Raw genomic sequence first — 22,748 nt, forward strand, 5'->3', positions numbered from 1 at the left:
AAGGCCTGAAGCTTGGGCAACCAGATGCGCATGGTCGCGGCCAGATACTTCCCCGAGGGCATCCCCGCGAGCCGCCACACACTGATCAGGACCTTCACGGTCTCATAGCCATAGGTCCGCCCCCGCGGCTTAAGTACGACCGATTTCGCCGGGCCTCTACGCTTCCGGGCCATGGACAGGGCCCGGCGGGCGTCGGCCCTGGACGACCCGGTAACCGCCACGAGCTCGTCCAGAATCAGGCCCTTGGCGTTCTGCCCGTAGCGGCCCGTAATTTCGCGAGCGTTTCTCAAATGAGGTATGCACCCCGTTTCGCGAGCACTATAGGTGAGTCTCGTCGGACCCTAGTGGTGCGGGACCCGGGCGCTGTAGCATGAGGCTGGCTATGCAGTTGGCCCTGGACTCCCGTGAGAGTGATGACCATGGAACTAAGACTGCACGCAAGCCGTGCCAGACCCGACAAAACCCGCCGACCCGCACCCCATGGATGGCGCGCCGGCCTGCCAGTCAGGCGCTTCTTCACCCGATTCGGATCCCTCTCCGACGTGCCGCCCGAGGACCTTGACATCCTCTCTGAACGGATAAGACTGGCCTTGGACGTCAGCCAGGAAACGGGCATGGCAGCACTTCACGCGGCGGTTCGGGCTGAGCTCCGTAAGCGCGAACAGGAGCTGGATCAATAGAAGCCGGGCAGCATATCGGCGTGAGCCGGCCAGGGCGGCCGAAGAGGAGCCAGTAGAAATGAACGAACCAGCACAGCACTACGCACAGGATGGCGCCGGCGGTACGGACAACAAGGGGCCGGAACCGAAGTCGCGGCCTACCTACAACGCGAGTGCCTCCGAAGCGACGAGGGAGTTGCGGGACACGTCCCGGCGCCGCCGCGATGCCGAGGAGAAGCTGCAGCAGCATCTAATAAAGGCCAAGGAGCACGTGCCCCATCACCACGAGCCTGAGGTGCCTGCAGTGCCCGATGCCGAGGAAGCCCAAGACACAGACCCAGAGGGTGACGCCGGCCCAACGTGATCCGCTATGTCACCCTTGACTTAGCGAGGCGCGCCCGTCCGGGTCCCCATCAACGCGGTATGCTTCACGGGCCCGCGTTAGATCCCCTTAGGCGGACTGCTCATCAGTGGGAGCGATAGTGCGGCGGGCGCTTTCTTCAACGGCGAATTCGTACCATGCCTGCGCGCCGAGGTCCGGGGCCGGGGTGTCGAGGTTCTGGTACAAAGCGTCCAGCAGATTGGCGAGGTCTTCCGCGGCAAGCGAGGGAAGGACTTCTTCGGGGCCGCGGGGGTCGCTGATTATCCGGGAAAGCGTGGAGTGGTTCATACGGGAAGCACGCGCCTGTCGGTTGAGCTTCGGGGGACGTGGTGCACTGTAACTCCTCTGATAGTTCAGAGGCTGACTGCGTAACCCTACCTGAGTCTATTCCAACGTCTGGACACTAAACAATGCTGCACCATAGGCCCGGTTAGGTGCCTCAGGCGGGTCCCCTCAGGCGAACTGCCGGCCCTGCAGCTCTGAGGCGGGCAGCGGGACGTGTGGGGGGAGGGGCCGGCCGGACCGTTCAGTGCGGATGGCATCCTCGATGAGGGCAACGGGACGGCGCCAGGCGTCGGAACCGGGCTCCATGGTATCCACCACGCCGATCAGCATGGCCAGAAGCCGGAACATGTCAGTCATGGAAATATCGGAACGCAGGGTGCCTTGGCCTTGGCCCCGCACCAGCAGTACGCCGAGGGAGTCCATCAACGAGCCCGTGACCCCGGTGAGGAGTTCGCGGCGCGCCGCTACCGCGCCCAACAGGTTGGCATCGGCGCTGGCGGCGGCCATGATGGCCTCGATGACGCGCAGCAGTCCTACGGCGGCGTCCATGCCCGTCAGCGCGTCGACAATAATCGGGTCCACGGTCTCCCTGAGCTGCCGGTTGAGGGCGGCCAGCACCAGCTCATCTTTGTCGGCGAAGTTCCGGAAGAGAGTGGCCGGGCCTACGCCCGCCGTCGCTGCGATGGTCTGCAGGGAAACCTCGGGACCGTGCTCACGGAAACACTGGCGGGCAGCCAGAATGATCTTGTCCACGTTCCGGGCAGCGTCTGCGCGTAGTGGCTTGCGGACGACAGCAATGCTCATTTGGTCAGGTTAGCAACGCGGCAGGCAATGGACGTGGTTACCGGAGGGTAGCCGGTTATGTGACGTTTCACCTGCCTTCCAGCCCATCCGGTGCCCCGCTCGCGTGGCAGACTTGCCCTATGTTGCTTGCCTTTTCAGTCGCCCCGTCCGGCACGCCCGCCGGGGGTGCCCGCCCCTCCGATGCTTCTGTCCATGACGCCGTTGCAGCCGCCGTGAAGATCGTCCGGGAGTCGGGCCTGCCCAACCAGACGGACTCGATGTTCACCACCATCGAGGGCGAATGGGACGAAGTGTTCGACGTCGTCAAGCGCGCCACCGAGGCCGTGGGCCAGTTCGGAAGCCGCGTCTCGCTGGTCATCAAGGCAGACATCCGGCCCGGTTACGAGGGCGAGCTCAACGCCAAGGTGGACCGCCTGGACAAGGCCCTCGAAGAAGGTTCCTAGACCCCGATGTGGCCGCGTGTCAGACTGTGGCCATGTTTGAGCACAGGACGCAGGCCGGCTGGCTGGAAGTGGAAGAATTCCTGACGGCAACTGTGGTGCATCCCGACGACGCACTGCAGCGGGCGGTGAGCACCGCCGTCGACGCCGGGATGCCGCCCATCGAAGTGACCCCCAACGCCGGCAAGCTGCTTAAGCTCCTGGTCCAGATTTCGGGTGCCCGGCGGGTGCTGGAAATCGGCACGCTGGCCGGGTTCAGCAGCATCTGGATGGCGCAGGGGCTTCCCGACGGCGGCCGGCTGGTGACGTGCGAATACCTCACCAAACATGCGGACATCGCCAGGGCCAACGTGGCGGCAGCCGGGCTGGCTGACAAGGTTGAGGTGCGCGTCGGGGCAGCCCTCGACACCTTGGCCGCGCTGCAGGCGGAAGGTCAGGAGCCCTTCGATTTTGTGTTCATCGATGCGGACAAGGAACACGACGCCGACTACCTTGAGTGGGCTGTCCGCCTGGGCCGGCCGGGAACCGCCATCGTGCTGGACAACGCCGTGTGGGAGGGGGCAGTCCTGGAGCCATCCATCGACGACGTTAACGCGCCGGGGATCATCAGCGCCCTGGAACTGCTGGGAAAACACCCGCAGCTTGATGGCACCGTAATCCAGACCGTCGGGTCCAAAGGCTGGGATGGGTTCGCTCTGGCTCGGGTCCGCTGAGTGGCAGTCTTCGGTTGGTCTGCCGACCGTCCCGTTCATCCGGAATACTGCTAAGTATGCTTAGAATAACGTTCCGGCCGATGCCCCGTCCGGAACGGACCGCCCGCAGTGGAGGAATTCGATGAAAGCGTCACCCACCCTCGCCAGCAACCTACAGATGGTCCTCACGGACCTGATTGAGCTCCACATGCAAGGCAAGCAGGCCCACTGGAACATTGTGGGCACCAACTTCCGTGACCTCCATTTGCAGCTCGACGAGATCACCGCCAGCGCCCGACTGTTCGCGGACCAGGCGGCCGAACGGATGCGCGCGTTGCATGCCCTGCCTGACGGCCGGAGCAAGACCGTAGCTTCGGACACCCGCCTTGAGGAGTTTCCCGGCGGGCTGGTTTCCACCAAGGATGCCGTCAAGCTGGTCACCGCCAGGCTGGAACGCACTGCCAAGACCATGCGGGATGTCCATGACGAGGTGGACGACGAGGACCCCACCAGCGCCGACCTGCTGCATGCCGCGATCGAACGGCTGGAACAGCTGGCCTGGATGGTCAACGCAGAGGCCATGGCAGCCTCGGCACCCGTTACCCAAGCGGCAGAGAAGTAGGCCGGGACTGACAGGTAACAGCGCGTGACTGAAAATAGAACGCAGACAGAACGGGTGCCGGCAGCGCCAGCAGCACTGACTGCCACGACAACGTCGGCAGGCTTGCGGGCCGCTGCCGCCGGCAAGCGCCGGTGTCCCAAGCCTGTCCGCCTGGTGTCAGCTGAAACGGAGCTGGCCGAGTACGGACCCCTGCTCAACGCCATCCAGTCGGCGGTGGGCGATGTCCCCGTGCTGCTGGCCCTGGCCAGGGAGGTCGGAAGTAATTGGCCCAAGCCGGGGGATGGACAGACTGGCCTTCTCTGGGAGCTGCTTGCCTCGGTCGCCAGCGTGGATGTGGCCGCAGGCCGCGTTTTCGAACCCCATCTGGATGCGCAGGCCATCCTGGCCCAGGCGGGCATCCACCCGGCCGAACGTGCCGGCGTGTGGGGAGTGTTCGCCGCCGAGGGTCCGGGGGCGCGCCTCCAGGCTAAATCCGATGGTGACGACGTCCTGCTCAGCGGCGCAAAACCGTGGTGTTCATTGGCGCCTCTTCTGGACCGGGCCGTCATCACCGCCCACGCAGAAACCGGTGGCCGGGCCGCCTATGCCGTGGACCTCCGGCACCCGGGTGTGTCGTGCGAGGAACCCGCTTGGGTGGCGCGTGGCCTCCGGGAGATTCCCAGCGGGACCGTCCACTTCAGCCAGGTACCGGCAGTTCCTTTGGGCGGGGATGGCTGGTACTTCAGCCGGCCCGGTTTCGCGTGGGGCGGGATGGGAGTGGCCGCCTGCTGGCTGGGTGGAGCGGTGGCTGTGGCGAGGGAATACAAGGTATCGCTTAGTGCGGCTGCCGGGACGGGCCGGGAACCTGACCAGATCGCGCTGGCGGCGTTGGGAGAAACGGACCGGATCCTGACCTCCACCGTCCAGTACTTGGCGCGCACGGCGCAGCTGATCGACGGCGGTGCACTGTCTGACGACGGCGGCCAACCCGGCGGGGACGGAACCCCTGGGGCAGGCCCCAGCGCCTGGAGCGAAGCGTTGCGGGCGCGCGGAACGGTCGCCGCCGCCGTCGAGCGTGTCCTGTCCTTGGTCAGCCAGAACCGCGGACCTGCGCCGCTGGCGTTCGACGAACTGTACGCCAAGCGCATGGCGGACCTGGCCCTGTACGTGCGCCAGCACCACGCCATGCGGGACGACGCCCAGTTGGGGAAACTGACTCTCGGGGGGCAGCACCTGTGGTGACGTTCGCGCACACGGACCGGGGCACGGACGAAACGGACTGGGCGGCAAGCGGGCTGGCCACGTTGGCTGAGATGGCCCTTGATCCGCAGGAATTGAGTGCCATGCGGTTTGTGGTGCTGGCCGCCCACCCGGATGACGAATCCCTCGGCGCGGGGGGCTTGCTGGCGCTCCTGCACGCGTTGGGAGCCAACGTCGAAGTGCTGCTTTGTACAGCGGGGGAGGCCTCGCACCCGGCGTCCGCCACGATGACGCCTGGGCAGCTCGCAGCCATCCGTCTTGACGAATTCGCGGCCGCGATGGAGGTCCTGGGGCTGACCGGGTGCTGGCGTTTCCTGGGGCTGCCGGATGGCGGCCTGAACGACCGGACGCTGGAAATTTCCGCCCGGCTCCGGGAAGCCATCACCAGGCACCCCGGAAACCCTGAGCAGTTGGCCATAGTGGCTCCCTACCGTGCGGACGGGCACGCGGACCACGACGTCCTGGGCGCTACGGCGGCCGATGTGGCCCGCGAGGGCGGCCACGCCCTGCTGGAATATCCCATCTGGTACTGGCTATGGGCCTCGCCGGAGGACGCGGCCTGGCAGTCGTGGGCGCGGCTTCCCTTGGGCCTTGAACAACAGGCTGCCAAGAAAGCCGCCATGGCCGTCCATGCCAGCCAGGTACTTCCGTTGTCCGAACTGGCAGGGGATGAGGCGCTGCTCAGCGTGGGGTTCCTGGCCCATTTCCAGCGCGCCTTTGAGACGTTTGCCTGGACCCGGCCGGGCGCGGCTGCCGCCGGATCGGCGGCTCAGTCGGCTCCCCATACCAGCGCGGACGCGCAACGGATTTTCGATGCGGTGCACTCGACGTCCGATGACCCATGGCAGTACACCACCCGCTGGTACGAGCGCCGGAAACGCACCCTGACGCTCGCCGCGCTGCCCCAGGAAAAGTACCAGTCGGGCCTGGAAATCGGCTGCTCAATCGGCACCCTGACTGCCGAGCTGGCCGGCAGGTGCGTCAGCCTCCTGGCAGTTGACGCCAGCAGCACAGCCCTGGAGCTTGCCGCCCAGCGGCTTGCACCCTATCCCGGCGTCTCCATCCGGCAGCTGACCTTGCCGGCTGAGTGGCCCAAGGGCCGCTACGACCTGGTGGTGGTATCCGAGGTGGGCTACTACCTCGCGCCGGTCGAACTTGAGCGCCTGCTTACGCGGGTTGAAGCGGCCATGGCGCCGGGCGGCACGCTGCTGCTGTGCCATTGGCGGCACCCGGTTTCCGGCTGGGAGCTCGACGGCGACTCGGTGCACACTCTGGCCCGGAACCGGCTGCGGTGGCGCACCGCAGCACTGTATCAGGAACGCGACTTCGTGCTGGAAGCGCTGGAAGCGCCTACCGATCCCGGAACTTTGGAGGCCTGACGTGGACCGCATTGGGCAGGTGGCAGTGGTGATTCCGGTCCACAATGAGGAACAGCTCCTCCCAGGAGCGCTTGCGGCGGTGCGGGCTGCCGCCGATGTCCTGCAGGGGCAGCGGCCGGCCATCGCGGTAACGATCCTGGTGGTCCTGGATAGCTGTACAGACAACTCCGGCCAAGTGGCCGCAAAGTTCGCGCGCATGGACAGCCGCAATTCACTTCTACGGGTGGCCTTCCGCAGCGTGGGAGGAAGCCGCCGTGCAGGCATTCGCACGGCGCTCTTGGCAAGCCTCGAAAAGGGTCTTCCGGACGCTTCCCCGCAACTCTGGCTGGCCAATACCGACGCCGATTCCTGCGTTCCGGAAAACTGGCTGCTGCGCCAGGTGGAACTGGCCGACCGGGGGGCCGATGCCGTCTTGGGGACAGTGGAGCCAGACCCGGAAAGCACGGACGGCGAGGTGCTGAGACGCTGGCACGCCCGCCACCCGTTAGGGGAGGACCATCCGCACGTGCATGGAGCGAACCTGGGCGTTCGTGCTTCGGCTTATGTGCTGGCCGGTGGTTTTCCCCGCCTTCGCTCGCATGAGGACCGGGCATTGGTGGAGCGGCTTCACAAATACGGGTGCAGTGTCTGGTCCACGGACACCATTAGGGTCCGCACCTCGGGCCGGACCAATGCCCGCGCACCGCAGGGATTTGGCGCCTATCTGCTGGCGCTCACACTTGAACCGGCGGCGTTGAAGGGCTAACGAGTGCAGCTGGCGCATGTGGGAGCACTTGGGCAAGCGCCACTACCTCCACGGCACATCGCTAAAAGCACAGCGCCCGCAAAATATCCAGGGGGCCGACGACGACTGGGGGGACTGGCCTCGGTCTCAGAAGAGGCCACCTCGCCGCCGGCCCCGTCTGACACCCGGGGCCGCAACTGCCCCGGGAAAGAGACGGTATTTCCTGTTACTGATCTTCCTCCAAGTTACTGGTCCTGCCTAGTCCCGCCGCCGCCTGGTTACGCCCTAGCGGTCCTCCCGCCCAGGGTCCCTCCTGGAGACGCGATCCCGAACCTTATCCCGGACCCTGTCCCGGTGCCGTTCCCGGCCTTCGCCCTCGGACCGGTCCTGGTGGTCGTCCCGGCCTGAGGTGGAATCTTCCGTGTCCCCACCATCCTGTGGATTGTGCTTTTCGCGCAGTTCGCGGCCGTGCTTGATGTCTTCTTCTTCCTGCTTCTGCAGCTTCTCGCTCTTTTTGGTGTCCCGCGGCGGCAACTGGATGGTTTCTTCAGCCTCGATGCCGGCCTGGAGTTGCCGGCCGCGCTCCATCTCGGCGTCGAACTCCGCGCCGAAGAGCAGCGACATGTTCAGGATCCAGAGCCAGAGCAGCATAACGATCACCCCGCCCAAGGCCCCGTAGGTCTTGTTGTAATTGCCGAAGTTAGCAACGTAGAAGCCGAACCCGAGTGAAGCCAGCAGGAAGATGACCAGGGCTATTCCGGATCCGAGGCTCATCCATTTGAACTTTGGTTGCTTGACGTTTGGCGTGGCGTAGTAGAGCACCGCGATGACGGCAATCATGAGCGCCACCATCACCGGCCACTTGGCGATTTCCCAGACTGCGAGGAACGCACCGCCCAGGCCGATGAGTCCGCCGACTGCCTCTGCCACGGGCCCGCTGAGCACCAGCATGCCCGCGAGGAGGGCAATGATGACTACTGCCAGCAACGTGACGGCCAGCATGGTCCCACGCAGCTTCACGAACGGGCGGCCCTCATCGACCTCGTAGATGCGGTTCATTGCCCGGCCGAAAGCGCCCACGTACCCCGAGGCGGACCAGAGCGCTGTTGCCATGCCAATGAACAGAGTCAACCCTGCCGCAGGTGCGTTAGCCAGCTCCGCAACCGGGCCGGTGACAGTATTCACCGTCTCAGCAGGGGCGAATCCCCGCACGATCTCCAGCAGGGCCGTGGTAGTTTTCGCCGGATCCCCGAAAAGACCGATGAGGGAAACGAGCGCGAGCATTGCGGGAAACAAGGACAGCACAGCGTAATACGTCAGGGCAGCAGCGAGGTCCGGGCACTGGTCCTTGCTGAACTCCCGCAGAGTTTTTTTGGTGATGTACTTCCAGGACGGCTTGGTGACATCGGTAGGGCTGTCCGGTTTCCGGGAGTCGTCCGGCGCCGGTGCTTGGCCGGCCTTGGCGGTACTGGTTTCGGACGAGTCTTGAGCGGCCATGGGGTGTCCTCTGGGATTGTCATTTGAAAGGCCGGCCCACCCGGGGAGGCGGACCGGCCTGACTGTGATACTGCGGGCGGTTACTGCCGCCGGTCAGGTGTTTTGGACATTGTCCTTGGCATCGGTGGCGCGGTCTTTTACGTCGGCCGCAGCCGCCTGGCCTTCGGCTTTGACGTTCTCGGCGGCGTCTGTGGCGGTGGCCTTAACGTTTTCCATGGCTTCCCGGGCGGGATCCTTCAGCCCTTCGGCCATGTCCTTGGCAGCTTCGGTCAGTTCCGTAGTGAGAGGTTCGGCGGCGGTTTTGAGGGCGTCCGCCGCTTCGCGTTCCTTCTCGCTGGCCGGGATCAGGGACGACAGGAGCAGTCCGGCGCCGAACGCGATAAAACCTGCGGCCATCGGATTCCCCTGGGTCTTGGCCTTCACCTGATGCGGCGCGTCACTGATTGCCTCGCGGGCATCGGTCAGCGCGTTGCCCGCGCTGTCGGTGCGTGCATGAACGCCGCTGTGGACGCGGGTGGTAGCGTCGTCGGCTGCTCCCATGACTTTCTCCTTCACTCCGAACACGGCCTCGCGTACCTTGTCAGTCTGGCGGTGGACGATGTTGGACGGTGACACCTTGTTCGCCACGGCGTCCACGTTGGTGCCCAGCCGGGCGCGGGTTGCTTCAATGTCAGAACGGATGTCGTCCGGGTTGTCGCTCATCGTTTTACCTCACCGGGTTTTAGGGTTGGGGGAATTTCCTGGAGTGTTTCTGCGGTCTGGGGCAGGCCCTTGACAGCTTTGAGTTCCTTCCGGCCGATGGAGGCCAGGACGGCGGCGATGATGCCCCAGATCACGGCTACTACGACGGCGGACCAGCCCAGTCCCATCAGTTCCCCCAGGGCATACCAGAGGGCGATTGAGAGGAACAGCAGGACGAAGTGGCCAGCGACGCCGGCGCCGGCGAGCATGCCGCCGCCTTTGCCTGCTTTGCTGGCCGACTCCTTAAGTTCGGCCTTGGCGAGCTCCACTTCCTGGCGCATCAAGGTGGAAAGGTCACGCGTCACGTCACCGAGCAGATCACCCAGCGACGTATTGTCCGCCTTCACGTGTGCCGCCGAGGGGGGAGATTCCGGAATTTGACTGCTCATCACAGCCTGCCAGTCTGGCCGTCCGCGGAGCGGTCCCGGGTCAAGGCGTCGTTGGCCATTGGATCGTCGGCCAGTTCACGTTCGCCCAACGGATCGTCAGCCAGGCGGTTGCGCGACCACGTCTCGTCCGCGAGCTGGGGGCTGTCCAAGGAACTGGCGGGGCTGTAAGGGTCACTGTAGCTGCTGCCCGGTGCGCCGCCGTCGAACCCTGCCGTGGTGGTGGCCGTACCGGGCAGATCCACCGGCGGAGGCGGGACAGTGCCCCCGGCCGCCGGTGCGTAGGCGCCGCTGGACGGCGTGTAGCCGCCCGGGCCGGCGCCGTACTGACTGCCGGTGCCGTACTGCCCGGTTGCATCGTATTGGCCGCTTGTCCTGCCCGTGGTGGAGTCCGGCGCGCCTGCGCTGAGGCTGCGGGTGAGCCGCCCGGCGAGGACGCCGGCCCCGGCGGCGAGGAGCAGGAAGGTTCCGGGGCGCTGCCTGGCGAAGCTCTTGACTTCGTTCAGGAGCGATCCGGGATCGCGGCCGTCCAGCCACGCAGCGACGGAGGAAGAACGTTCAGCGACCTGGCGGACCAGGTCGGTAGCCACTCCGGGCTGGTCTGAGGCCTGCGCCATGGCGTGGAGCTCGTCCGAAACTGACCGGAGGCCATTTGCTACCTTCTGCTGCTGCGCGCCAGCCTGATCGGTGAGGTCGCTGCGGGCCTGGTAGAGCAGATCCTTGGCATTGGCCTTCGCTTCGGATGCGACGTTGGCCGCCTCGGACTTGGCGGTCTCAGCCACGTTTTGTGCCGAATCCGCTGCGGTCCGCGCAACGTCTGCCGTTTCATCCTTGGCGGTATCTGTGCGGGACCCGCCGAGGCCGCCGCCGGTCTTCGGTACTGAGGTTGTGGGCGGGGTTACGGCTGCACCCGTTGCTGCAGTTGTGGGAAACGTGCTGGCGCGGCGTTCCCCTGTGAAGCTGGATTCTTCTGTGGAGCCCGGAATGCTTGGAGGAGCCGTGAATGTCGAGTCCTCGGGCCTTTGGTTCTCTGTCATCTTCGCTCTCTCTTTCCAAAGAAGGCCGGTTGCTGATCAAGAACCAGCCATGCTAGCCGTAAAATAGTAAGCATGGTTACTAACAGAACGTAAGTACCCTTAGTGGTTGACTTTTAAACGGTTACCGATATCAGCGGATCCAGGCGCCGGTTTTCCGGCGGATCGGAGTCCGGTCGCAGCAAAAAGAAAGTGGTGGGTAGCTTGGACATTGCACCGTGGCTTTGGGTGATTGTTGGCCTTGTTGTTGTGGTCTTGCTGGTCGTGTTCCTGGTGACGGGCCGTCGCCGCCGCGCACTTGAGCAGAAAAGGGACGAATCGAACCGCGAAAAGGCCGCCGAAATGCGCCGGAAGGCGGAGCAGGTGGAGCTCGATGCACGTGAGAACGAAGCCAGGGCCAGCCGCGCCCGCGCCGACGCGGAGCAGGCACAGGTAGACGCCGCACGGCTGAAGCATGAAGCCGAGCAGAAGGCGGGCGACGCTCGATCCCTCCGTGACGATGCGGCCAGGCAGGCCGAGAAGGCCAACGCGATAGACCCGGATGTCCGCCAGGATGAGGACCAGAATCTGAGTCGGGACCGCGACCGGGGCCGCGGCCATTCGAGCCAGGATGTCGGCCAGGATTCAGTTACTGGTATGCGCCGCGCCGAATCCAGCGTCAATTCCCATGACGTTCACGCCGCCGACGCCCGCGGCGACGACCTTCGCCCCCGGGACGCCCGGTCCGGTGAAATGCCGCCCGTTGATGCGCAGTCCCGCGGCGATATCAGTGGCGACAGCGACCCCTACGAGAATGCCGGTGACGGCGCAGAATCTGCCCAGGCCGAGGATCTCCGGAGGCGCCGCGAGCGTGCCGAACGCGACACGCCGCGCTCCGGAATTTGAGCAGGACTGTGTTTCCCGGGCCGCCGACCGGCTGGTGCGCTGGCGGGCCGGTCGGTCAGCCGGTTGCACCGGCCAGCCGATTTGGGCTGAACAACTAGGCTTGGACCATGACTGAAGCGGCAAACGGGTAATGGCGAAACGCGGCAAGTCAGGCGGCAGGAGCAGCCAGCGTCCGACGGCGGGCGTCGTCGAAGTGCCCAAGGGCACCCGCCCGGACGGCCCCGTGGAAGGCGTCTACTACATCGATACCGGTGACTGCGAGCTGATCGCCGACCAGGACAACTCCAATGGCTGGCTGCTCAAGATCAACGGCGTGATGAGCTCCCACATCGACCTCGCCGATCCGCTGTTCCTCGACTTCGAGTACATGCGCTGGATGGCGGCGCTGATCGAATCCCGCTGGCCTGCCAAGGCCACGTCAGGCGGTTCCAAAGCAGGGGCACCCGAAAAGCTGCGCGGGCTGCACCTGGGCGGCGGTGCCTGTTCCCTGGCCCGTTACTTCCACGCTGCCTACCCGGACGCGCGCCAAGTGGTGGTGGAGCTGGACGGCAAGCTGACCGAGTATGTTCGCGGCTGGTTCGCCCTTCCCAAGGCTCCGCTGCTTCGCCTTCGCGTAGGGGAGGCCCGCGAGGTCACCGAGACGCTCACGCCGGACACCCGCGACTTCATCATCCGCGACGTTTTCGCCGGTTCACTGACCCCGCGGGCGCTCACCACCGCCGAGTTCACCGGGCACATCAGACGCGTCCTCGCGCCCGGCGGCATCTATGTGGTCAACTCCGGCGACGCCCCGGATCTCAAAAACGCCCGCGAAGACGCCGCCACCATCGCGGCCGCCTTCGAGTACGCCGTCATCATCGCCGATCCCGCCATGCTCAAGGGCCGCCGCTACGGAAACATGGTGATGGCAGGCAGCGACACCCCGCTCGACGGCGACCCCCAGCTGGCCCGCCGGCTCCTGGGCGGCGCGGTTCCCGCCCACATCTGGAACGACGCTCAGGTCCGCGCCTTCGCTACCGGGTCCCCGGTGCGCCACGACCCGATCCCGGTGGTTGAGCTTGTCGGAACCCCGCCCGGTGGTTGAGCCGGGGCTCACCCACCGGATTTCCTTCCCCTTCCCAGCAGGTACTCCCGGTGCGCCACCGTCTGCTCCCTGAGCACCTGCACTACGGCGGCCACTGCGGGGCGGCGCATCGAATCCGGCCGCAGCACCATCCAGTAGGCGAGCAGCTCGGCGAATTCGTCGGGGAGAAGACGGACCAGGTCCTCATGCAGGTCGCCCATAAAGCAGGGCAGGAATCCGATGCCAGCGCCCGCACGGGTGGCTTCCACGTGGACGAACACGTTGGTGGAGGTGAGTCCGTCCCGCATGGCCGGCACCAGCCGCCGCGGGGCGTCGAGGTCGTCCACCTGCAGCATTGAATCCACGAAGTACACGAGCGGGTGCTCCGTCAGTTCCGCCACGCTGGCGGGGGTTCCATGCTCGGCAAGGTAGGCACGCGAGGCGTACATCCCCAGCATGTACTCGCCCAGCCGGATGGCTTCGGCCCGGTGGACCTGCGGTTCGCCCACCACCACCTCGATGTCCAGGCCCGAGCGCTGCTGCAGCGCCCGCCGGGTCATGGTCACCACCTCGACGCTAAGCCCGGGGTGGTCCCGGTGCAGCCGCGCCACGGCCGGTGCCGCGATGTAGGCGCTGAAGCCGTCAGTCGCCGTCATGCGTACGACGCCGGCAATCGGGTCGGGTGCCCTGCCTGCCGGTCCCAGCGCACTCACCGCCGCCTCCACCTGTTCCGCCACCCGCACGGCCTGCGTGCCAAGCTCCGTAAGTTCCCAGCCGCCGGCCGCCCGGGCCAGGACCCGTCCGCCCAGCGTCTTCTCCAGCGCCGCTATCCGGCGTGACACGGTGGTGTGGTTCAGGCCCAAAGCTTGGGCCGCCGTCGTAAATCTGGCGGAGCGGGACACCGCGAGGAGGACCAACAGGTCATCTGGATTGGCATACATATCTGCAATTGTGCACATGGAGGGGTGCTGGATTGGTTATTGTACGCCCATGTTTGTGCAGTAATACTCAGTAGACCCATCAGTGCTGTGGACCACAGCGCGTGTCAAAGTGGACACTAAGGAGAAACCTCATGAGCGTAGAGCAGCGCTCGGCAGACAATGCCTCCGGACCCGCAGCCAAGGGATCCGGCCTCAAAAAGATCGTGGCCGCCTCAATGGTGGGCACCGTGGTGGAATGGTACGAATTCTTCCTCTACGCCACCGCCGCAACACTCGTCTTCGGGAAGTACTTCTTCCCCGCCACCGGCAACGAGCTGGACGGCATCATTCAGGCGTTCATCACCTATGCCGTGGGCTTTGTGGCCCGCCCGCTCGGCGGAATCGTGTTCGGCCAGATCGGCGACAAACTGGGCCGCAAGCCCACCCTGCAGCTGACCATCGTGATCGTTGGCGTCGCCACGTTCCTGATGGGCTGCCTCCCGGGTTTCGCTGACATCGGCTACTTGGCCCCGGCGCTGCTCGTAACCCTCCGCTTCATACAGGGCTTTGCGCTCGGCGGTGAGTGGGGCGGAGCGGTTCTGCTGGTGGCTGAGCACAGCCCCAACAATGCCCGCGGCTTCTGGTCCAGCTGGCCCCAGGCCGCGGTGCCGGTGGGCAACCTCCTCGCCACGCTGGTGCTGTTCGTCATGTCCACCACCCTGAGCCCCGAGGCGTTCCTCGGGTGGGGCTGGCGCGTCGCGTTCTGGCTCTCTGCCGTAATCGTCTTCGTTGGCTACTACATCCGCACCCATGTCACCGAGGCGCCCATCTTCCTCGAGGCCAAAGCCCTCGTGGAGAAGGAACAGGCCGTCAGCTACGGCGTCTTCGAAGTAGTCCGCAAATACCCCAAGGGCATCCTGCAAGCCATGGGCCTCCGCTTCGCCGAGAACATCATGTACTACCTGGTGGTCAGCTTCGCGATCGTCTACCTCAAGAGCGTGCACAAGTACGACACGTCCTCACTCCTGCTGGCGCTGCTGATCGCCCACGTCATCCACTTCCTGATCATTCCGCAGATCGGACGCCTGGTGGACAGCTGGGGACGCAAGCCCGTCTACCTCATCGGTGCCATCACCGGTGCGGCATGGCCGTTCTTCGCCTTCCCCATGTTCGATACCCGCAATGCTGTGGTGATCGTCCTGGCCGTGACCATCGGCCTCTGCCTGCACGCGTTTATGTACGCCGGCCAGCCCGCCATCATGGCCGAGCTCTTCCCCACCCGGATGCGCTACTCGGGCGTTTCGCTGGGCTCGCAGGTTACATCCATCTTCGCCGGTTCGCTGGCTCCGCTGCTGGCCACCCAGTGGCTCAAGGACACCGGTTCCTGGGTCCCCACGGCTATCTACCTGGTGGTGGCCTGCGCCATCACCACGGTTGCGGTGCTGAGCCTGAAGGAGACCAAGGGCATCGCCCTGGAGGATGTGGACAAGGCCGACGCCGCCCGCGAGGGTCTGGTCCCGGCCAGCGGCCGCTGAGCGGCTTGAACAGCTAAGGCTTGAGCAGCTAAGCGGTTAGGACAGGTACACGAACGGAATGGGAACTGCAATGGAGAACAGTTTAAACGGCCGCAAGGCGCTGGTCACGGGCGGCGCCAGCGGAATCGGCGCCGCGTGTGTGCGGGAGCTCGCCGCCCGGGGCGCGAAGGTGGTGGTTGCCGACGTCGACGCCGCCGGCGCTGCCGCACTCGCTGACGCGGTGGGTGGCACTTCCTGGGCCGTTGACCTGCTGGACGTGGACAAACTCGGCACCCTGAGACTGGACTGCGACATCCTGGTGAACAACGCCGGAATCCAGCGCATCAGCCCCCTCGAGGAGTTCGATCCCGCGGATTTCCGCCGGATCATCGCACTCATGCTGGAAGCGCCGTTCCTCCTGATCCGGGCCGCCCTGCCGCACATGTACGCCAATGGGTTCGGCCGCATCATCAACCTGTCCTCGGTGCACGGAATCCGTGCTTCCCCGTTCAAGGGCGCGTACGTATCAGCCAAGCACGGCCTGGAAGGGCTGAGCAAGGTGACGGCGCTTGAGGGCGGGGAACACGGTGTCACCTCCAACTGCGTCAACCCCGGCTATGTCCGCACGCCGCTGGTGGAGAAGCAGATCGCCGACCAGGCCATGGTCCACGGGATCCCTGAATCCGAGGTGCTGGCCAAGGTCATGCTCACCGAATCAGCCATCAAACGCCTGGTGGAACCGGCCGAGGTGGCGTCCCTGGTGGCCTGGCTGGCGTCCGATCACGCCGGCATGGTCACCGGGGCCAGCTACACCATGGACGGCGGCTGGTCAGCGCGCTGACCCCGCCCCCGCTGCCCCCGCCCCCGCTGCCCCCCAAAGGTTTTTGTCCAGATATCGCGCGCAAAACACCCTTTAATCCGCGGTATCTGGACAAAAACTCAATCCTGCGGCCTCAGGTGGCGGTGGTCGTAAAAGAAGACTCCCGCCGCAGCGCCGACTTCCACAGACGGACCACGGTGGGACACAACGATCCCCTCGTTCCGGCCGTTGAACGGATCGTCTCCCACCACGGCATCGCCCACCCGGTAGGGGGACCTCGGGCCGAACGCCGCGAGTACCCGGCTCCAGGCACGGGCGACGAGCGTGGAAAGTTTTACCGGCCGGCCCATGCTGGCCAAGTCCTGTACATGTGCTTTCACCATAAGAACCACTCCTTGAAGCAGCGTGAAGCCGCTCACTGGCGGTGCGGTTGCCGGAACGCTCCCAGCAGAGGATGGTCCTCCAATTCCTGGCTGGCACCTTACAGATACGGTAGACGCTATTCCCACCAGTCACACCAGTAACATGTACTCGCTTTTCCGGCCGCCTCTACTTAGTCATTGTGTGGCGTTCTACGGACCGCGGGCCTCCCGCCTTGCGGGCTGAGTCAGCGCTTTCCGCCCAGGATTTCGTGGGCGTTGTTGTAAGTCCAGGCGACCAGCGGCACCAGCAGGGCGGTCAGTTCAGTGCCTCGGGCCGTCAGGCTGTAGTCCACCCGCGGCGGAATGACCGGCTGCGCCTTCCGCAGCACCAGGCCGACACTCTCCACTGTTTTCAGGGTCTGCGCCAGCATTTTCTCGCTGATGCCTTCCGCCCGGCGCCGGAGTTCGCTCCACCGCTGCTCACCCTCCGAGAGAGCCAGCAGGATGAGAACTCCCCACTATCACCGGGGCGACCGGACAGCTTGGCCGCCACGTCGTTGAGGCGCTGCTGCAGCGCAACGTCCCTGCCGCTGAGATCGTCGCCGCGGGCCGCTCCATCGAGAAGCTGGCCAACTTCGCAGCGCGCGGTGTGCAGGTCAGGGCGATGGACTACACGGACGCCGCATGAGCACCAGGCAACCGAAGCCATCCTGGCGGACTCCGGAGTTCCGTTCGCCATCCTCCGCAACGGCTGGTACCTCGAAAACTACACCGAGCAACTGCAGGGAACGCTGGCCCAGGGCGCCCTCGCCGGCAGTGCCGGTGAAGGCAAAGTCAGCGCAGCATCCCGCCAGGACTACGCCGAGGCTGCTGCGGCCGTGCTGATTGCCGAGGACCAGGCCGGCAAGGTCTACGAGCTTGGCGGGGACCATGCCTTTACGCTCACCGAACTGGCCCACGAAATCAGCACCGCGGCGAACAGGCCCGTGGCTTACCAGGATCTGCCGGCCAGCGACCATGCCGGACTGCTGGCCGGATTCGGCGTTCCGCAGCCCTTCGCCGACATCCTGGCTGACTGCGACCTGGGCATCGCCCGTGGCGACCTGCACGTCACCGGCTCCTCCCTCCGCGAGCTGATCGGCCGGCCCACCACGCCAATGTCCGACTCGGTCCGGTCGGCCCTCGCCACCGTCTGACCCTCAACGCTCTATCACTCTCCTCACGAGAGTGATACAGCGTTCGGATTTAACCAGCATCAAGTGATAGAGCGTCGGGAGTCGCTATGACCTGGACGCCGTTTGTTACCGGGCGGACTCAACCACCGGCATCGGTGAGGTCTCGTCCACCAGTTCGGTCCGGCGTCGTCCGTTCCCCTTGACCCACAGCCGGTAGGCGAGCACCAGGAGCCCCAGCCACACGGCGCCCACATAGAGGGCCACTCGGGTGTCCTCGAAGGCGCCCAGGATGGCGATGACCAGTGCCATGAACGCGATGGTCAAGATGGAGGCCGCCGGCCACCACGGCGACGGGAAGTCCGACGCCGGCAGGCCGTTCCGCGCGATCTCTCGCTTCATGGCCACGTGGGACGCCAGGATCATGACCCATACCCAGACCGTGGCGAAGGTGGCGATCGAGGCGATCAGGATAAAGACGTCCTCGGGAATGACCGCGTTCAGGACCACCCCCACCAGCAGGATGCCGGCCATCATCACCACGGTCATCCAGGGGACACCATGGCGGGAAACCCTGCCGAACACTGCCGGCGCGTGACCCTGGCCGGAGAGGCCGAACAGTATGCGGCCGGCGCCGAAGATGTCGCTGTTGATGGCAGAGAGGGCTGCGGTGATCACCACGGCGTTGAGGATGTGCGGTGCCGCCGGGATGCCCAGGCCGCTGAAGATCTGCACGAAGGGGCTGCCGTTGGTGCCGATCTCGTTCCACGGGAAGAGGCTCATCAGGACGCCGAGGGTCAGGACGTAGAACAGCAGGACCCGGACGGGCACCGTGTTGACGGCCTTGGGGATGACCTTTTTGGGATCCGTGGCTTCGCCCGCGGTGATGCCGAGCGTTTCGATCCCGCCAAAGGCGAACATCACCACGGCGAAGGAAGCCAGCAGCCCCTCGAAGCCGTGCGGGAACATCCCGCCGTGCTCTACGAGGTTGCCCAGCCCCGGCGCCACGCTGGAACCGCCGGCCTGGAAGCCAAATGCAATGATGGCCGCGCCGCCGACGATCATGGCGATGATGGCCGCCACCTTGATCAGCGAAAACCAGAACTCCAGCTCGCCAAACACCTTCACGCTCAGCAGGTTCAATGCGGCCAGGAAGAAAATGATGGCCAGGATCCAGATCCAGCGGTCCACCTGGGGAAACCAGAAGCCCATATAGATACTGAAGGCTGTGACGTCGGCGATGGCCACAATTGCCATTTCGAAAACGTAGGTCCAGCCGGTCACGAATCCTGCCAGCGGCCCGAGGTAACGGCTGGCGTACTGGCCGAAGGAGCCGGAAACGGGGTGCCGGACGGCCAGCTCGCCGAGTGCCCGCATCACCATAAATACGGCCGCCCCACCGATGATGTAGGCGAGCAGGACAGCCGGGCCGGCCTTCTGGATGGCGGAGGCCGAGCCGTAGAACAGCCCGGTGCCAATGGCCGAGCCGAGTGCCATAAAGCGGATGTGCCGGACATTCAGTCCCCGGTTCAGGACGCGTCCGACGGCGGCGCCCGGTGTGGTCGTTTCGGCTGGGCTTGCGTCCTGGCTGGCGGCGCTTGGTGCTTGCTGCATACAAATACCTTCTCGTCATTGGGAGGGGGATCGCTAACCAGCAGACCATTTTGGCGCCCGACGTGATGAGCCTCATGGGAGCTTGGTGTCTTCGATCTCAGACTGGCCCGGATGGTGCGTGCTTTTCGTACTGGCATCGTCCAAACCCTTGACACCATGTCAGCTATTCTTTACTTTTGAGATGTTAGCTTTGTTTTACATTTGGTGCTGTTTGCGATGTCAGTTACGACAGGAGCAGAAATGTCCTTCGAAGAGAAGAGTGCGTGGATCATGGGACTAGCCGAATGGCAACACTTTTGGATCGCAAACGTCATCTATCTGGCTTTTGCGCCGTCCGCGATCCTGGGTTCCGCGGCCAAGATCGTCGCCTATCGCCAGGGTTTCCGGCCGTGGTGAAGTCAACGCGCGTCACCAATTCCATCCGCCGGCTGCGGTTCGAACGCGGGGAAATGACCCAGGCCGAACTTGCCGAGCGCGTGGGGGTCACCCGCCAGACCGTCATCGCCATCGAGCAAGGCCGGTATTCCCCATCGCTGGAGAGGGCCTTCCAGATCGCCCAGGTCCTCAGCGTGCCGCTCGAGGACGTCTTCCAGTACCCGCACCATGAAGGAGAAGCATCATGAAAGCTATCGTGCAGGACGTTTACGGGGACGCTGACGTGCTCAAGCTGCGGGACATTCCGCAGCCGGTACCCGGCAACGGCGAGGTGCTCATCAACGTCCGGGCGGCGGGCGTCGACCAGGGCGTATGGCACCTGATGGCCGGGCAACCGTACCTGATCCGGCTCTTCGGTTTCGGGCTGAGGAAGCCCAAGGTGCCGGTCCGGGGCAGGGAGGTGGCAGGCGTCGTCGTCGAAGTTGGCGCCGGCGTAACCCGCTTCCAGCCCGGCGACGAGGTGTTCGGCACCTGCGAGGGGTCCTTTGCCGAATACGTCTGCGCGAAGGAGGCACTGCTGGCCTGTAAGCCCGCCAACCTGACGTTCGAGGAAACCGCGGCCGCCCCTGTCTCCGCTGTCACTGCGCTGCAGGCCGTTCGCGACGCCGGCCAGGTGACGGCAGGCCAGAAGGTGCTGGTCATCGGCGCGGGTGGGGGAGTGGGGTCCTTCGCCGTGCAGGTCGCCAAGTCCTTCCGAGCGAACGTTACGGGCGTCTGCAGCACGGGCAAAGTCGACCTGGTTCGGTCGCTGGGCGCCGATCAGGTCATCGATTACACCAGGGAACATTTCGACGGCGCAGGCGTTCTGTACGACGTCATCATCGATACCGCCGGCAATCGGTCCCTCTCGGTTCTCCGGCGCGCGCTTGGACCAGACGGGACGCTGGTGATCGTCGGGGGCGAAGGCGGCGGGAAAGTGACCGGCGGTTTTGAGCGCTCGATGGCCGCGCCGCTGGCATCCCTGTTTTCCGGCCAGAAATTCAAAGGGCTCGTCTCGAAGGAGAACCACAAGGACCTTGAAACGCTGACAAGGCTCTTTGAAGACGGCGCCGTGAAACCTGCCGTGGACAAGGTGTACCCGCTGTCGGAAGCCCCTGGCGCCGTTGCCTACCTGCGGGAGGGGCTGGCGCGCGGCAAGGTGGTTGTCAGGATCTGAGCGTGGCCAGGTTATCCACATAGGCACGAGTGCACGGTGCTTTGGCCTGAGCCGCGCAGGATGCTGGAGGTATGGAAAGCCGAGCAGTGTGGGAAGCCGAAAAAGCGAAAAGCCATGGAGGCAATCTCCTGGACGCTCTACGCTCTAGGGCGGAGAATCGCCGCCGAGACCTGCCCGGCGACTTCGTATGGGTCCCATGTTGATGCGGTCGCACGGAGAGGCGTGGTCTTGGCGCTTCTTGCCGAAGTCGCCCGGGTGAAAGCAAAGCTCGCTGCCTTGACGGCCAAAGCCGCCGCAGGATATCCAGAGCCGCCATCCTCTGCCCGGTCATTGTCAGTGCCTCGCAGGCTGATATGACCATGGACAACACGGCAGCTGCAGAGGTTCTGGAGGCCATCGCGGCCTCCGCCGCCGGGTTGGCCGGTGTGCTCCGCGGGACTGCCGTTGTCTCGGCGGCCCAGCCGTCCGTGGGGGACGGGGACCTGCTGCGCCAGCAGGCAGAAGCGTGCCTGACCGTCCTGTCCGGAACTGCCGGGATGGAGGCCATGATGGCTGCCGTGAAGGTCCATGCCGCCATCGGTTATGACCATGCCGCGCAGGCGGTTTCAGGCCCTGTGGCGTCCCCGGGAGAGCAGACCGCCCAGGACAGGGGCATCCTGGCCGAAGTCGCCTGCGCCCTGACCGTGAGCGAACGCACGGCGAACGCGCTGCTGGCCGAAGCACATGAATTAACCACCGCGCTGCCGCTGACGCTGGCCGCCCTGGAAGCAGGGTCGATTTCGTGGCAGCACGCCCGGATCGTTGTTGACGAAACGGCCAATCTGGATCCCGCCGGCACGGCGGCGTTGGAAGCACACTTCCTGGATCCGGACGCACCCAACCCGGCGCGGGGCGGCCCGGCCGGAGAGATGGTCCCGTCCAGGTTCCGGGCCAAGGCCCGGACCTGGCGGGAACGGCACCACCCGGACAGCATCGAAAAACGCCACCTCCGCAGCGCCGCGGACCGGCGGCTGGAGTATTCCCCGGACCGGGACGGCATGGCCTGGCTCTCCGCCTAGCTCCCAGCCGGTCAGGCAGCCGGAATCCGGACCCGAACCACCGCCGCGGCCCGCGCCCTGCAGGGCCCAACGGAGTCCAGGACCCTCACCCGGCTCCGGGCGGACATCGCCGCGGCCTGGCTGCTGGGCGGGGAAGCTGATGCCATCCCGTCTCCGAAGGCACAAGTCCTGGTGACCGTTCCGGTGTTCGCGCTCATGAGCCTGACCGACGAGCCCGCCATGCTTGATGGGTACGGGCCCATCCCCCCGTCCATGGCCCGCGCCCTCGTCGCCGGCGGGGCCGATTCATTCCATCGCGTCCTGACCGACCCGCGGGACGGCGCACCTCTGGAAATTGGCCGGGACAGCTACCGGATCCCCACAGCAATGCGCCGGTGGCTCCGGCTCCGGGACGGCAAATGCCCCTTCCCTGGCTGCCACAACCAATCCCTGGACAACGAAGCGGACCACCTCCTCGCCTGGCATCAGGGCGGCACTACCGGCATAGCAAATCTGGGACAGCCATGCCCCCGGCACCACCGGCTCAAACACACCACAACTTGGAGACCCACACCGGCGAGTCCCACCGAACCACCCGGCTGGATATCGCCCGCCGACCGCCACTACGCCAGCGAGCACCCTGACTGGGAACCAACCATCTGGCCGCAGCAACTGGAAGATCCGGGATTCGGGGCGGCCCTGGAATTGGCGGACCAGGAGAGGACAGGCCAGGAACGGACGGACGAAGAACGCTGCGATGCTCAAGCTGGAGGCGCCCGGACCGAACGTCCGGTGGATTCCCAACCTCCGGTGGGTGACAAGTCCCCACTGGACTGGGTGTCGCCTCTGACCACAGGGATGCACTCAGTCACCTAAGCGATGTCCT

Annotated in this window: 23 protein-coding genes and 4 pseudogenes; 16 read left to right on the forward strand and 11 right to left on the reverse strand. The window is 65.4% G+C overall.

Annotated features, from left to right (window positions below; genetic code table 11):
- A pseudogene (locus ABIB27_RS16630) lies at positions 1-290 on the reverse strand (hypothetical protein); the annotation flags it as partial.
- A 448-nt stretch (positions 291-738) separates the two neighbouring features.
- Here ABIB27_RS16630 and ABIB27_RS16635 point away from each other — a divergent pair.
- On the forward strand, positions 739-1,023 hold the full coding sequence (locus ABIB27_RS16635; RefSeq protein WP_354254301.1) for a hypothetical protein: 285 nt from the start codon (positions 739-741) through the stop codon (positions 1,021-1,023).
- 87 nt (positions 1,024-1,110) lie between these two features.
- On the opposite strand, the gene ABIB27_RS16640 is transcribed toward ABIB27_RS16635, so the two are convergent.
- Together ABIB27_RS16640 and ABIB27_RS16645 are read right to left on the reverse strand one after the other, a co-directional pair.
- Positions 1,111-1,329 (reverse strand): hypothetical protein, encoded by a 219-nt coding sequence (locus ABIB27_RS16640; RefSeq protein ID WP_354215789.1) that lies wholly within the window; start codon positions 1,327-1,329, stop codon positions 1,111-1,113.
- Between the two features lie 165 nt (positions 1,330-1,494).
- Entirely contained in the window at positions 1,495-2,130 is a 636-nt protein-coding gene (locus ABIB27_RS16645) for a TetR/AcrR family transcriptional regulator (RefSeq protein ID WP_354215788.1), read from the reverse strand.
- A 119-nt stretch (positions 2,131-2,249) separates the two neighbouring features.
- Here ABIB27_RS16645 and ABIB27_RS16650 point away from each other — a divergent pair, with 119 nt between their 5' ends.
- From ABIB27_RS16650 to ABIB27_RS16675, 6 genes are all read left to right on the forward strand, one after another.
- A complete protein-coding gene (locus ABIB27_RS16650; RefSeq protein ID WP_354215787.1) occupies positions 2,250-2,573 on the forward strand; it encodes a thiamine-binding protein in 324 nt (107 codons plus the stop codon).
- Positions 2,574-2,605: 32 nt separating this feature from the next.
- Positions 2,606-3,283 carry an O-methyltransferase gene (locus ABIB27_RS16655; protein WP_354254303.1) on the forward strand — a complete coding sequence of 226 codons (678 nt, stop codon included), beginning with the start codon at positions 2,606-2,608 and terminating at the stop codon, positions 3,281-3,283.
- Between the two features lie 121 nt (positions 3,284-3,404).
- A complete protein-coding gene (locus ABIB27_RS16660; protein ID WP_354254305.1) occupies positions 3,405-3,884 on the forward strand; it encodes a Dps family protein in 480 nt (159 codons plus the stop codon).
- Between the two features lie 150 nt (positions 3,885-4,034).
- A complete protein-coding gene (locus ABIB27_RS16665; RefSeq protein WP_354254364.1) occupies positions 4,035-5,105 on the forward strand; it encodes an acyl-CoA dehydrogenase family protein in 1,071 nt (356 codons plus the stop codon).
- Positions 5,099-6,502, forward strand: coding sequence for a PIG-L family deacetylase (locus ABIB27_RS16670; protein WP_354254307.1), 1,404 nt, complete (start codon positions 5,099-5,101; stop codon positions 6,500-6,502). The genes ABIB27_RS16665 and ABIB27_RS16670 overlap by 7 nt, the downstream gene beginning before the upstream one ends.
- A 1-nt stretch (position 6,503) precedes the next feature.
- Positions 6,504-7,247 carry a glycosyltransferase family 2 protein gene (locus ABIB27_RS16675; RefSeq protein ID WP_354254309.1) on the forward strand — a complete coding sequence of 248 codons (744 nt, stop codon included), beginning with the start codon at positions 6,504-6,506 and terminating at the stop codon, positions 7,245-7,247.
- 264 nt (positions 7,248-7,511) lie between these two features.
- Here ABIB27_RS16675 and ABIB27_RS16680 read toward each other — a convergent pair whose 3' ends face one another.
- From ABIB27_RS16680 to ABIB27_RS16695, 4 genes are all read right to left on the reverse strand, one after another.
- Complete coding sequence (locus tag ABIB27_RS16680) at positions 7,512-8,723, reverse strand: YhjD/YihY/BrkB family envelope integrity protein (RefSeq protein WP_354216707.1); 1,212 nt, start codon at positions 8,721-8,723, stop codon at positions 7,512-7,514.
- Between the two features lie 93 nt (positions 8,724-8,816).
- A complete protein-coding gene (locus tag ABIB27_RS16685) occupies positions 8,817-9,425 on the reverse strand; it encodes a DUF3618 domain-containing protein (protein WP_354254311.1) in 609 nt (202 codons plus the stop codon).
- Positions 9,422-9,853, reverse strand: coding sequence for a phage holin family protein (locus ABIB27_RS16690; RefSeq protein ID WP_354216709.1), 432 nt, complete (start codon positions 9,851-9,853; stop codon positions 9,422-9,424). Before ABIB27_RS16690 ends, ABIB27_RS16685 begins: the two co-directional genes overlap by 4 nt.
- Positions 9,853-10,887 (reverse strand): hypothetical protein, encoded by a 1,035-nt coding sequence (locus ABIB27_RS16695; RefSeq protein WP_354254313.1) that lies wholly within the window; start codon positions 10,885-10,887, stop codon positions 9,853-9,855. Before ABIB27_RS16695 ends, ABIB27_RS16690 begins: the two co-directional genes overlap by 1 nt.
- 201 nt (positions 10,888-11,088) lie before the next feature.
- Here ABIB27_RS16695 and ABIB27_RS16700 point away from each other — a divergent pair, with 201 nt between their 5' ends.
- Together ABIB27_RS16700 and ABIB27_RS16705 are read left to right on the forward strand one after the other, a co-directional pair.
- Positions 11,089-11,769 carry a hypothetical protein gene (locus ABIB27_RS16700; RefSeq protein WP_354254315.1) on the forward strand — a complete coding sequence of 227 codons (681 nt, stop codon included), beginning with the start codon at positions 11,089-11,091 and terminating at the stop codon, positions 11,767-11,769.
- Between the two features lie 130 nt (positions 11,770-11,899).
- Positions 11,900-12,853 carry a spermidine synthase gene (locus ABIB27_RS16705; RefSeq protein ID WP_354254317.1) on the forward strand — a complete coding sequence of 318 codons (954 nt, stop codon included), beginning with the start codon at positions 11,900-11,902 and terminating at the stop codon, positions 12,851-12,853.
- Positions 12,854-12,861: 8 nt separating this feature from the next.
- Here ABIB27_RS16705 and ABIB27_RS16710 read toward each other — a convergent pair whose 3' ends face one another.
- Positions 12,862-13,773, reverse strand: coding sequence for a LysR family transcriptional regulator (locus ABIB27_RS16710; RefSeq protein ID WP_354254319.1), 912 nt, complete (start codon positions 13,771-13,773; stop codon positions 12,862-12,864).
- Between the two features lie 131 nt (positions 13,774-13,904).
- Here ABIB27_RS16710 and ABIB27_RS16715 point away from each other — a divergent pair, with 131 nt between their 5' ends.
- Positions 13,905-15,287 (forward strand): MFS transporter, encoded by a 1,383-nt coding sequence (locus ABIB27_RS16715; protein ID WP_354254320.1) that lies wholly within the window; start codon positions 13,905-13,907, stop codon positions 15,285-15,287.
- A gap of 70 nt (positions 15,288-15,357) precedes the next feature.
- Entirely contained in the window at positions 15,358-16,107 is a 750-nt protein-coding gene (locus tag ABIB27_RS16720; RefSeq protein ID WP_354216714.1) for a 3-hydroxybutyrate dehydrogenase, read from the forward strand.
- Between the two features lie 98 nt (positions 16,108-16,205).
- Here ABIB27_RS16720 and ABIB27_RS16725 read toward each other — a convergent pair whose 3' ends face one another.
- Positions 16,206-16,469, reverse strand: coding sequence for a hypothetical protein (locus ABIB27_RS16725; RefSeq protein WP_354216715.1), 264 nt, complete (start codon positions 16,467-16,469; stop codon positions 16,206-16,208).
- Positions 16,470-16,693: 224 nt separating this feature from the next.
- Positions 16,694-16,966, reverse strand: a pseudogene (locus tag ABIB27_RS16730) (winged helix-turn-helix transcriptional regulator); the annotation flags it as partial.
- 2 nt (positions 16,967-16,968) lie between these two features.
- On the opposite strand from ABIB27_RS16730, the pseudogene ABIB27_RS16740 reads away from it, so the two are divergent.
- Positions 16,969-17,644 (forward strand): annotated as a pseudogene (locus ABIB27_RS16740) (NAD(P)H-binding protein).
- A 105-nt stretch (positions 17,645-17,749) separates the two neighbouring features.
- Here the strand turns inward: ABIB27_RS16740 and ABIB27_RS16745 are convergent.
- Positions 17,750-19,234 (reverse strand): amino acid permease, encoded by a 1,485-nt coding sequence (locus tag ABIB27_RS16745; protein ID WP_354216717.1) that lies wholly within the window; start codon positions 19,232-19,234, stop codon positions 17,750-17,752.
- A 240-nt stretch (positions 19,235-19,474) separates the two neighbouring features.
- Here ABIB27_RS16745 and ABIB27_RS16750 point away from each other — a divergent pair, with 240 nt between their 5' ends.
- The 4 genes and pseudogenes from ABIB27_RS16750 (at position 19,475) to ABIB27_RS16765 (ending at position 22,738) form a co-directional block, all read left to right on the forward strand.
- On the forward strand, positions 19,475-19,630 hold the full coding sequence (locus ABIB27_RS16750) for a hypothetical protein (RefSeq protein ID WP_354216718.1): 156 nt from the start codon (positions 19,475-19,477) through the stop codon (positions 19,628-19,630).
- Entirely contained in the window at positions 19,624-19,857 is a 234-nt protein-coding gene (locus tag ABIB27_RS16755; RefSeq protein WP_354216719.1) for a helix-turn-helix transcriptional regulator, read from the forward strand. Before ABIB27_RS16750 ends, ABIB27_RS16755 begins: the two co-directional genes overlap by 7 nt.
- Positions 19,854-20,825, forward strand: a complete 972-nt coding sequence (locus ABIB27_RS16760) for an NAD(P)-dependent alcohol dehydrogenase (RefSeq protein ID WP_354254322.1) — start codon at positions 19,854-19,856, stop codon at positions 20,823-20,825. The genes ABIB27_RS16755 and ABIB27_RS16760 overlap by 4 nt, the downstream gene beginning before the upstream one ends.
- A 359-nt stretch (positions 20,826-21,184) precedes the next feature.
- Positions 21,185-22,738 (forward strand): annotated as a pseudogene (locus ABIB27_RS16765) (HNH endonuclease signature motif containing protein).
- Positions 22,739-22,748 lie beyond the last annotated feature (10 nt).

Origin of the sequence: Arthrobacter sp. UYEF21, assembly GCF_040546085.1 — a bacterium.
GTDB lineage: Bacteria > Actinomycetota > Actinomycetes > Actinomycetales > Micrococcaceae > Arthrobacter.

Coding starts and splice junctions, on each gene's coding strand:
- ABIB27_RS16660 (WP_354254305.1), top strand. CDS start 3,405: ATGAAAGCGTCACCCACCCTCGCCAGCAACCTACAGATGGTCCTCACG.
- ABIB27_RS16745 (WP_354216717.1), bottom strand. CDS start 19,234: ATGCAGCAAGCACCAAGCGCCGCCAGCCAGGACGCAAGCCCAGCCGAA.
- ABIB27_RS16650 (WP_354215787.1), top strand. CDS start 2,250: ATGTTGCTTGCCTTTTCAGTCGCCCCGTCCGGCACGCCCGCCGGGGGT.
- ABIB27_RS16750 (WP_354216718.1), top strand. CDS start 19,475: ATGTCCTTCGAAGAGAAGAGTGCGTGGATCATGGGACTAGCCGAATGG.
- ABIB27_RS16725 (WP_354216715.1), bottom strand. CDS start 16,469: ATGGTGAAAGCACATGTACAGGACTTGGCCAGCATGGGCCGGCCGGTA.
- ABIB27_RS16645 (WP_354215788.1), bottom strand. CDS start 2,130: ATGAGCATTGCTGTCGTCCGCAAGCCACTACGCGCAGACGCTGCCCGG.
- ABIB27_RS16640 (WP_354215789.1), bottom strand. CDS start 1,329: ATGAACCACTCCACGCTTTCCCGGATAATCAGCGACCCCCGCGGCCCC.
- ABIB27_RS16690 (WP_354216709.1), bottom strand. CDS start 9,853: ATGAGCAGTCAAATTCCGGAATCTCCCCCCTCGGCGGCACACGTGAAG.
- ABIB27_RS16685 (WP_354254311.1), bottom strand. CDS start 9,425: ATGAGCGACAACCCGGACGACATCCGTTCTGACATTGAAGCAACCCGC.
- ABIB27_RS16720 (WP_354216714.1), top strand. CDS start 15,358: ATGGAGAACAGTTTAAACGGCCGCAAGGCGCTGGTCACGGGCGGCGCC.
- ABIB27_RS16760 (WP_354254322.1), top strand. CDS start 19,854: ATGAAAGCTATCGTGCAGGACGTTTACGGGGACGCTGACGTGCTCAAG.
- ABIB27_RS16710 (WP_354254319.1), bottom strand. CDS start 13,773: ATGTATGCCAATCCAGATGACCTGTTGGTCCTCCTCGCGGTGTCCCGC.
- ABIB27_RS16655 (WP_354254303.1), top strand. CDS start 2,606: ATGTTTGAGCACAGGACGCAGGCCGGCTGGCTGGAAGTGGAAGAATTC.
- ABIB27_RS16705 (WP_354254317.1), top strand. CDS start 11,900: ATGGCGAAACGCGGCAAGTCAGGCGGCAGGAGCAGCCAGCGTCCGACG.
- ABIB27_RS16680 (WP_354216707.1), bottom strand. CDS start 8,723: ATGGCCGCTCAAGACTCGTCCGAAACCAGTACCGCCAAGGCCGGCCAA.
- ABIB27_RS16695 (WP_354254313.1), bottom strand. CDS start 10,887: ATGACAGAGAACCAAAGGCCCGAGGACTCGACATTCACGGCTCCTCCA.
- ABIB27_RS16635 (WP_354254301.1), top strand. CDS start 739: ATGAACGAACCAGCACAGCACTACGCACAGGATGGCGCCGGCGGTACG.
- ABIB27_RS16715 (WP_354254320.1), top strand. CDS start 13,905: ATGAGCGTAGAGCAGCGCTCGGCAGACAATGCCTCCGGACCCGCAGCC.